Source organism: Cupriavidus sp. 01L46 (genome assembly GCF_056399905.1).
On sequence record NZ_JBFTSF010000038.1, the window covers coordinates 42224 to 50589 of the forward strand.

The following is an 8366-nucleotide window of genomic DNA, read 5'->3' on the forward strand; positions in this document are numbered from 1 at the left end:
CGCTGCCCCGCTTCTTCCTTCAGCGCCGTGAATGTCGCTCCCCATGTTCCGCCGGCTGCCGCTCAACCGCCTGCGGCGCGGCGATCCATTTCGCCACCGCCAGGGCATCCAGCGGGCGCGAGAACAGGTAGCCTTGCCCCATATGGCATCCCTGCGATAGCAGGAAGCGCCGCTGGGCTTCGTTTTCCACGCCTTCGGCGATCACCGCGAGCTTCAGGCTGTCGCCAATGCGGATGACGGCGCTGGCCAGCTCGCGGGCGGCGGCATCGCTCTCCAGGTCGATCACAAAGCTCTTGTCCAGCTTGAGCTGGTGCACGGGCAATTGCCTGAGGTACCCCAGGCTGGAATATCCCGTGCCGAAGTCGTCCATGGACAAGCGCACGCCCTGCGCGTGGATGGCGGCAACGGTGGCGGCGAGGCCCGCGTCGTCTTCCATCAGCAGTCCTTCGGTCATTTCCAGCACCAGCGCCTGGGCGGGCAGCCCATGGCGGGCCAGGGTCTCGGCCACTTGCGCAGGCAGCCCCGGGTCGCGGAAGCTGGCGGGCGAGATATTGACGGAGATCGTGGGTACGGAAAGCCCTTCCCGGCGCCAGGCAGCTAGCTGCGCGCACGATTGCTCCAGCACCCAGCGATCCAGCGTGCCGATCAGGCCGCTGTCTTCGGCCAGTGGCACGAAGCGGTCCGGCGACACCATCCCGAAGTGCGGGTGGTGCCAGCGCACCAGCACCTCCAGGCCATAGAGGCGCCCATCGCGCAGGAACACCTGAGGCTGGAAGTTGAGGTGAAGCTCCTCGGCCAGCAGGGCGTCGCGCAGCGCGGACTCCAGCGCCAGGCGCTCCTGGGCGGCCCAGTTCATCTCGATGCTGAAGAAGCGGAACAGGTTGCGCCCGGCGGCCTTGGCGTCGTACATGGCCATCTCGGCGCAGTGCAGCAGGTAGTCCAGCGCATCGCCGTCGGCCGGGAACATGCTGATGCCGATGCTGGCCGAGGGGGCAATGCTGGCGTGGTCGATGCGCAGCGGCTGGCGCAGCGCGGCCAGGATGCGCTTGCCCGCCGCAATGGTCTGGGTGCGGTCGCTGTCGGGCAGCACCAGTGCGAATTCGTCGCCCGACAGCCGCGCCACCAGCGCGGTATCCCCGGCGTGCGCGCTAAGGCGTTGCGCAACCTCGCGCAGCAGCTTGTCGCCGCCGACGTGGCCGAGCGAGTCGTTGATATGCTTGAAGCGGTCCAGGTCGACGAACAGCACGCTGAGCGTGGTGCCGGCCGAGCGCGCCGCGAGCAGCAGGGTGCTGGCTTGCATCTGCAGCAGGCTGCGGTTGGGCAAGCCGGTCAGCGAGTCGTAGTGGTCGAGCTGCAGGATGCGCTCGGCGGCTTCCTCGCGCTCGAACGCGAGCTTGCACAGCGAGGCGCATACCTCGGCCAGCTGCTGATGGAAGGCGTCGGGCCGGCGGACGGTGCGGCAGTAGAAGGCCAGCGTGGCAAGCACGCGGCCATCGCTGGCCTTGATCGGATAGGACCAGCATGCCGCCAGGCCGAGGGGCAGGGCAAGATCGCGAAAATCCGCCCAAAGCGGATCGTTGGCGATATCGCTGACCACCACCGGCTCGCCCAGCCAGGCGGCCGTGCCGCAGGAGCCCACGGACGGCCCGATGATCAGGCTGTCCAGCGCGGCCGAATACTCGGGCGGCAGGCCGGGCGCGGCCAGCGGGTGCATGCGCCCGTCGGCGTCCACCCGCAGCACGGACGCGATCACGGAGGGTGCCACCCGTTGTACTTCTTCGCAGATCAACTCCATCACGGCGGGCAGCGGCTGCTCCATCACCATGGCTTGCAGGACCTTTCGCTGCAGCATCTCGTAGGTCCGCTGCTGGGTGATGTCGGACAGGATGACGATGGCGTGATGCCGGTCGCCAGTCGCGCTGACCAGATGGCGGACGGTGGCGCAGACCCACAGCGCGCTGCCGTTGCGCGCATACACCAGGGCCTCGTGGCGCTCGCCGCCCGGGGATGAGCGCTGGGCATGCAAGCGTTGCATCACGCCGGGATCGGTGAACTCGCCGGCCAGTATCTCGCGCGGGGTCTTGCCGGTCAGCTCGCTGGGCTTGTAGCCCAGCATGCGCGTGAGCCCGGCGTTGGCGTACACGATGTGCCAGTCGGCATCGACCACCAGCACGGCGCTGTCGATCTCGTCGGCAATGACGGATAGCAGCGGGTGATCGTCGCGGCTGGCATCCTGGTGGCTGGGCACCTTGACCAGCAGCGTGCGCAGCGTAACGTCGCCCAGGCGGGTGCTGGATTCCGCGACATGGCCAAAGCGAAGTTCACCATCCGGCCTCAGGATCTGGACGGCGGGCAAGGGCTGGGCGCGCTTCGCGTCGGCATCCGGCAGCTTTTGCACGAGCGCCTCGACGTTCATGCCGAAGACCTGCGTACGGGATGCGCCATAGAGTGCCTCCGCAGCAGCGTTCAGGAAGATCACCTTGTTGTCCGCGTTCAGGATGAAGACGGCGTCGGTGGCTTGCTCGAGCGAATTGCGGAACAACTGATGGGGGTCGGCTATGCTGAGCGCTTTGTCTCTATCTGGCATGAGTGAGGTAAACGTCGCTAACGACCGAGAATGCCTGCCTTGCCCGGTAGGGCTCGCGGGACATTGACTCGGCTCTGAAGCAGGTATCGGCATCCATGGCTGGATCCTGAAGTACTTTTTTTTGCGCGAGGCGGCCCCCGGCGCCCGCCTCGCGCGCCGATGGCTTGGCATAATCGCGCCCTGTCTTGACGGGGCGATGCGCGCGCCGTCCCCATTTGCATCGATCGAAGCGGGACTCTTCATGATCATCTGCGCCGGCGTTGGCCCCGGGCACCTCGACTTCCTGACCCACGGCGTGGCGGACCTGATCCGTGGCGCCGACATCGTGGCCGGCTTCGACACGGTCATCGACGTCATCCGGCCGCTGGTGCCGGCGGCGGCCCGGGTGGTCACCATGGGATACCAGGACCAGGTGGAGCGGCTCGCCTGGGTTGCCGCCGAGCACCATGGCGGCCGGCGCTGCGTGGTGCTGTTCATGGGCGACATGCATTTCAGCGGATTCCAGTACCTGGAGCGGGTCGAGCGGGCATGCGGCCATCCGGTGGATACCGTGCCCGGCATCTCTTCGGCCCAGGTGCTGGCCGCGCGCGGCAAGGTTTGCTTTGACGAGACCACCTTCCTGACCTTTCACCGGCGCGGAGACCTGGAGCCGTTCAAGCGCCATCTGGTGCACGTGCTGGCGGACCAGCGCAACGCCATCGTGATTCCGCGCCCATGGGATTTCATGCCCAGCGATATCGCCGCCTGGCTGGTGGCGCAGGGCGTGCCGCCCGAGCATCCGGTCGAGGTCTGGGAGAACCTGACGCTGGCCGATGCGCACTGGTGTGGCACGCTGGCCAGTTGCACGCTGGCGTTCACTGATATGAGCATCATGCTGATCCGTGCGCTGGCGCCAATGGCCAGCCAGCTCGATCTGCCGCCGCTTGCGTAGCTCCGCGCGCCGGCCGCGCGGGGCAGGCTCTCGGCATTGATCTGCCGCAATTCGCCCGCATTGCCCGCTTGCGCTGCTCCGCGCACGGAGTAGAGTCCATTTTCGGATAGTCGCAAAAAACGCCTGCAACCGTGTGCAGGGGTCTCCAGACCGGAGGGAAAACATCATGGATTTCAAGACCGTGCTGGTCGAACTCGGAGCGGATCCCGGCTGTGCGGATCGCGTCAACCTGGCTGCGGAACTGGCGCAGCGCTCGGCCGGCCATGTGATCGGGGTGACGGCCACCGGCATGCGGCTGGAGCCGTTCCGGGGCGCGGGCGACGAGGCGGGATACTACGCGGAACTGGCCCGGCGCCAGTTGCTGGCGCAGGGCGCCGAAGCCAGCGCTGCATTTCATCGGGCCATGCGCGAAGCGGCGCCCGGCGTGGGTTTCACCCACCGGGTCATCGAGGACGACGTGGGCTGGGCGCTGGTCCAGCAAGGGCGGGTGGCGGACGTGGTCGTCCTGGCCCGCCTGCCCGGGCCGGAAACCATTCCCGTGCTGGTGGCGCAGACCCCGGAATATGTGTTGCTCAACACTGGCCGCCCGGTGCTGCTGGTGCCGCCGGGCGTGCGGCATTTGCCCTGCGAGCATGTGGCCATTGCATGGGATGGTGGGCGGGAAGCCGCCCGGGCCGTGGCCGATGCGATGCCCCTGCTGCGCCTGGCCAAGCGTGTCACCGTGGTGGCGGCGTCCAGCACGCATGACGGCTCGGCGGCCCACGGCATGCCCGATGTGCCCGGCGCGCACGCCGGCCTGCGCGATCACCTGGCGCGCCAGGGCGTCACCAGCGTCATGCACGCCGTGCAAGGCAGCCACGGGATCGGCGAGCTATTGCTCGATGCGGTGCGGCACTTGCAGGCCGACCTGCTGGTGGCGGGTGGTTATGGGCACGCCCGGTTGCGTGAACTGGTCACTGGCGGCACCACCCGCACCCTGATGCGCCACGCCGGCATTCCGGTGTTGATGTCGCATTGAAGGTCGGCCTGGACTGGAATCAATATACTTTTTGATATAATATTCGACCGTATATTGATTAGCAGGCCGGGGTCTCGCCCGGCCTTTGCCGAACCCATGCAAGCGGCTTCTCCCTCCCTGAGCCTGGACGCGATGCGCGCCGCCGCGGGCGACGCCACCGCCATGTTGCGCGCCCTCGCCAATGAAGACAGGCTGCTGCTGCTTTGCCAGCTCAGCCAGGGCGAGATGTCGGTGGGCGAGCTCGAAGCGCTGCTCGGCATCCACCAACCCACCTTGTCGCAACAACTCGGTGTGCTGCGCGCGGAAGGGCTGGTCAACACGCGGCGCGACGGCAAGCGGATTTTCTACGCGGTTGCCGATGCGCGGGTGCTGGCCGTGCTCGAAACGCTTTACGCCCTGTATTGCCCCACTGAATGAAGGAGCCACTGGCCATGATCATTGACTGGACACACTTCACGCCCTGGTCCGCGCTGGGCGGGGGCCTGCTGATTGGACTGGCCGCCGCCGCGCTCGTGCTGCTCAACGGGCGCATCGCGGGCATCAGCGGCATCATTGGTGGCTTGCTGCGGCCAACGCGCGCGGAAGCCGGCTGGCGTATCGCCTTTGTGCTTGGCCTGCTGGCGGCACCGCTGCTCTGGCGCCTGTTCGGCGCGCTGCCGGAGATTCGGGTCCATGCCGGCGCCGGCCTGCTGGCCGTCGCCGGCTTGCTGGTGGGATTGGGTACCCGCTACGGCGCGGGCTGCACCAGTGGGCATGGCGTTTGCGGGCTATCGCGGCTCTCGCCACGCTCGCTGGCGGCCACAGCGGCCTTTATGGGGGCCGGTTTTGCGACGGTCTTTGTCGCACGGCACTTGCTCGGCGCATGAGGAGCGACATGAACCGCCTTTCTTCCTTGCTGATCTCGCTGGCCTCTGGCCTGGTATTCGGCCTCGGGCTGATCCTGGCCGGCATGGCCAATCCAGAGAAGGTGCTCGGATTCCTCGACCTTGCCGGGCGCTGGGATCCCTCGCTGGCGCTGGTGATGGGCGGCGCGATCGCGGTGGGCGTGGTGGCGTTCTGCATTGCCCGGCGGCGTGCCGTCTCGCTGCTGGGCTTGCCCATGCAGCTGCCGGCGTCGCGCCGGATTGACCGGCGCTTGCTTGGTGGTAGCCTGTTGTTCGGTGTGGGCTGGGGGCTGGCGGGGATCTGCCCGGGGCCGGCGCTGGTGCTGCTGGGCGCGGGCGCATGGCAAGGCGCAGTCTTTGTGCTGGCCATGCTGGCCGGAATGGCGCTGTTCGAGTGGCTGGAATGGCTCGGACGCGGCCGCGTTTTACCCGGCAAGGCATTGACCGGACGCTAATTGAGCATAAACCGGACATAAACCGGACGTGAGCCGGACAACAGGAGTCATCCATCGATGCGAACTGATGAGGTCATCGACGAGGCCGAGGTAGAAACGCCCGCCCGGGACCAGGCGGCGCGGCGCAGCACCTGGGTGAGCGTGGCCGTGAATATCCTGCTGACCTGCATGCAGCTGGTGGCGGGCGTGGTGGCCGGCTCCCAGGCATTGATCGCGGATGCCATTCACTCGCTCTCCGACCTGGTCTCGGACTTTGTCGTGCTGTTTGCCAGCCACCATAGCCGCAAGGGCGCGGATGCCGACCACCAGTACGGCCACCAGCGTTTCGAGACCGCCGCCTCGCTGGCGATCGGCCTGCTGTTGCTCGCGGTCGGCGTCGGCATGCTGTGGTCGGCTGTGCAAAAGCTGGAGCATCCCGATCTGATCCAGCCGGTCAAGGGTGTCGCGCTATGGGTGGCATTGGGCGCGCTGGCGGCAAAGGAATCGTTGTTCCGCTACATGCTTGCCGTGGCCGAGCGCGTGCGCTCCAGCATGCTGGTTGCCAACGCATGGCATGCGCGCTCGGATGCGGCATCGTCGCTGGTGGTCGCCGTGGGCATCGGCGGCAACCTGCTTGGCTACCACATGCTCGACCCTGTGGCCGCGCTGGTGGTCGGCCTGATGGTGACCAGGATGGGCTGGAAGTTCTCCTGGGATGCCCTGCATGACCTGATGGACCGTGCCGTGGACGCGCAGAGCATCGAGGCGATTCGCCAGGCCATGCTGGCCACGCCTGGCGTGCTGGGCCTGCATGACCTGAAGACCCGCAAGATGGGCGACGCGATCCTGGTCGACGTGCATCTGGAGATCGATGGCGCAATGACAGTCGAAGCAGGGCACCGTATTGCGGTGGAGGCGCGCCTTGCCGCCATGCAGATTCAGGACGTGCTCAATGTGATGACCCATGTCGACCCGGTGCGCGTGCCGCAGCGCCAGGCGGAGGGCCCGGCGCGCGCAGGCGCGGCATGACGGCTGCGCGGGGCCGGGCGTGGGCGAACGTCCTTTGCCGATGCCCGGTATGATTGCCATCCTGGCTTGAAATGGCTTTTCCGGTGGCAAAAAGGCGGTCCGCCCGCTTCGCCGCGCAGACCCGCATCCCCCGCACCCGCCGCTCCATGGACCACACGCAAACCCAGTCATCGTCGATGAGATTCCTGCCTTATCTCGTCGCGGCTACCTTCTTCATGGAGTACCTCGATACCACCGTGCTCGCTACTGCGTTGCCGCAGATGGCGCGGTCGTTCGGGGTCGGGCCGAATGACCTGAGCCTGGGCATGACGGCCTATATGCTGGCGCTGGCGGTGTTTATCCCGATCAGTGGCTGGATCGCTGATCGCTTTGGGTCAAGGACGGTGTTCGGCGGGGCGATCGTTGTTTTCACGGTGGCCTCGGTGCTGTGCGGCGCATCGAACGGGTTGTTCGCGTTCACCGCGGCGCGCGTGCTGCAGGGCATTGGCGGCGCGATGATGGTGCCGGTCGGTCGGCTGATCGTGGTGCGCAACACGGATAAGCGCCAATTGATCAAGGCCATTTCCACCATCACCTGGCCGGCCATCGTGGCGCCCGTGGTGGGGCCGCCCATCGGCGGGTTCATCACCACCTACGCCTCCTGGCGCTGGATCTTCCTGCTTAACGTGCCATTCGGCATTGCCGCGCTGATCGCCACCTTCATGATGATCCGCAACGAACGCGCGAGCGAGCCCAAGCCGCTTGATATCGTTGGCTTCCTGCTCAGCGGGACCACGCTCACCTTCGTGCTGTACGGCACGGAGCTGGCCAGCCAGCAAGGCTCCAGCCTGGCAACGGCGGGCGCTTTCGTGGCTGCTGGCGTCGCCCTGGGCGTGCTGGCCGTGCGCCATGCAGCGGGGCGCGAGCATCCGCTGCTCGATTTCACGACGCTGCGCGTGCCGACGTTCTCGGTCACCGTGATCACCGGGTCCGTCACCCGTATCGGCATCGGGGCGGTGCCGTACCTGATGCCTCTGCTGTTCCAGGTTGGCTTCGGGCTGTCCGCGTTCCGCTCCGGGCTGTTGCTGCTAGCCAGCGCGCTCGGCAACCTCGGCATGAAGGCATTGACCACGCGCGTGCTGCAACACTACGGCTTTCGTGCCACCGCGATCGTCGACGTGGCTTTCGCCAGCCTGTTCATCGTCGCGTGCGGGTTGCTCACGCCCGAGACGCCGCTCGCCATCGTGCTGTTCGTGGTGTTTATCTACGGCGTGACGCGCTCAATGCAGTTCTCCACGCTCGCCACGCTGGCCTATGCCGATATCCCGCAAAACCAGATGAGCAGCGCCAATACGCTATGGAATGCTGCCCAGCAGATGTCGATCGGCCTTGGCATCGCGTTTGGCTCGCTGTCGCTGAGGATTGCCGCATCGCTGCGCGGCGAGGCCAGCGACGTGCCGCACTTTACGCTCGGCGATTTTCGCTGGGCGTTTCTCTTCGCGGG

8 protein-coding genes are annotated in these 8366 nt (G+C 66.8%); 7 read left to right on the forward strand and 1 reads right to left on the reverse strand.

What is annotated here, in order from left to right:
- Window positions 1-19: 19 nt before the first annotated feature.
- Window positions 20-2587, reverse strand: a complete 2568-nt coding sequence (locus AC1DS3_RS09590) for a sensor domain-containing protein (protein WP_441631569.1) — start codon at window positions 2585-2587, stop codon at window positions 20-22.
- Window positions 2588-2828: 241 nt separating this feature from the next.
- On the opposite strand from AC1DS3_RS09590, the gene AC1DS3_RS09595 reads away from it, so the two are divergent.
- From AC1DS3_RS09595 to AC1DS3_RS09625, 7 genes are all read left to right on the forward strand, one after another.
- Complete coding sequence (locus AC1DS3_RS09595; protein WP_441631571.1) at window positions 2829-3518, forward strand: cobalt-precorrin-7 (C(5))-methyltransferase; 690 nt, start codon at window positions 2829-2831, stop codon at window positions 3516-3518.
- Window positions 3519-3684: 166 nt separating this feature from the next.
- A complete protein-coding gene (locus AC1DS3_RS09600; RefSeq protein WP_441631573.1) occupies window positions 3685-4536 on the forward strand; it encodes a universal stress protein in 852 nt (283 codons plus the stop codon).
- A gap of 96 nt (window positions 4537-4632) precedes the next feature.
- Window positions 4633-4953: a metalloregulator ArsR/SmtB family transcription factor gene (locus AC1DS3_RS09605; RefSeq protein WP_441631575.1), complete on the forward strand. Its 321-nt coding sequence runs from the start codon at window positions 4633-4635 to the stop codon at window positions 4951-4953.
- Between the two features lie 14 nt (window positions 4954-4967).
- A complete protein-coding gene (locus AC1DS3_RS09610) occupies window positions 4968-5402 on the forward strand; it encodes a YeeE/YedE family protein (RefSeq protein ID WP_441631576.1) in 435 nt (144 codons plus the stop codon).
- Window positions 5403-5410: 8 nt separating this feature from the next.
- Window positions 5411-5875, forward strand: a complete 465-nt coding sequence (locus tag AC1DS3_RS09615) for a DUF6691 family protein (protein WP_441631578.1) — start codon at window positions 5411-5413, stop codon at window positions 5873-5875.
- Between the two features lie 57 nt (window positions 5876-5932).
- On the forward strand, window positions 5933-6883 hold the full coding sequence (locus AC1DS3_RS09620) for a cation diffusion facilitator family transporter (protein WP_477109153.1): 951 nt from the start codon (window positions 5933-5935) through the stop codon (window positions 6881-6883).
- A gap of 146 nt (window positions 6884-7029) precedes the next feature.
- Window positions 7030-8366, forward strand: a 1337-nt coding sequence (locus AC1DS3_RS09625) for a DHA2 family efflux MFS transporter permease subunit (RefSeq protein WP_477127076.1), incomplete at its 3' end; no start/stop codon positions are given.